Genomic DNA, 417 nt, shown 5'->3' with positions numbered 1-417 from the left:
GCCTTCTACAGCACGGCGGGGGTCGGCGCTTCTGCGGCCGCGTCCTCCTCCGGCACGCCCGCGCGGCTGGCGGACCTGCTGCGCGTGCCCGACGCGGGCCTCAGGGCGGTATTGGAGGACTGGCTGCAGGGCTGCCACACGGCCGCCACGCTCGACGAGGCGCTGGACCGCCGGTCGCAGCTGCGACCCGGCGAGGCGATCTACGTGCCCGGCGGGCATGCGGTGGCGGCCCATGGCGTGACCTTCTATGCACCGGACTCGGAGCAGGCCGGTCTGCTCGCCCGCGCGCAGGAGATCGAGCACCTGGAAAAGGAATTGCGGGCGCAGGCCCTCATCCACGAGGAATCGCGCACGGCCCTGGTGCGCGCCGAGGCCGCCTACGCGGATGCGTCGCAGCGCCTGGTCGCCGCCCGGCGC

Annotated in this window: 1 protein-coding gene; it reads left to right on the top strand. The window is 74.6% G+C overall.

Features of this window, described 5'->3' with window-relative positions; genetic code table 11:
- Window positions 1-417: coiled-coil domain-containing protein (locus FJV41_RS57535; protein WP_220138043.1), on the top strand; the 417-nt coding region annotated here is incomplete at both ends.

Source organism: Myxococcus llanfairpwllgwyngyllgogerychwyrndrobwllllantysiliogogogochensis (assembly GCF_006636215.1).
GTDB lineage: Bacteria > Myxococcota > Myxococcia > Myxococcales > Myxococcaceae > Myxococcus > Myxococcus llanfairpwllgwyngyllgogerychwyrndrobwllllantysiliogogogochensis.
Note: the sequence above shows the minus strand (reverse complement) of the source record. Positions and strands in the feature narration are given on the sequence as shown.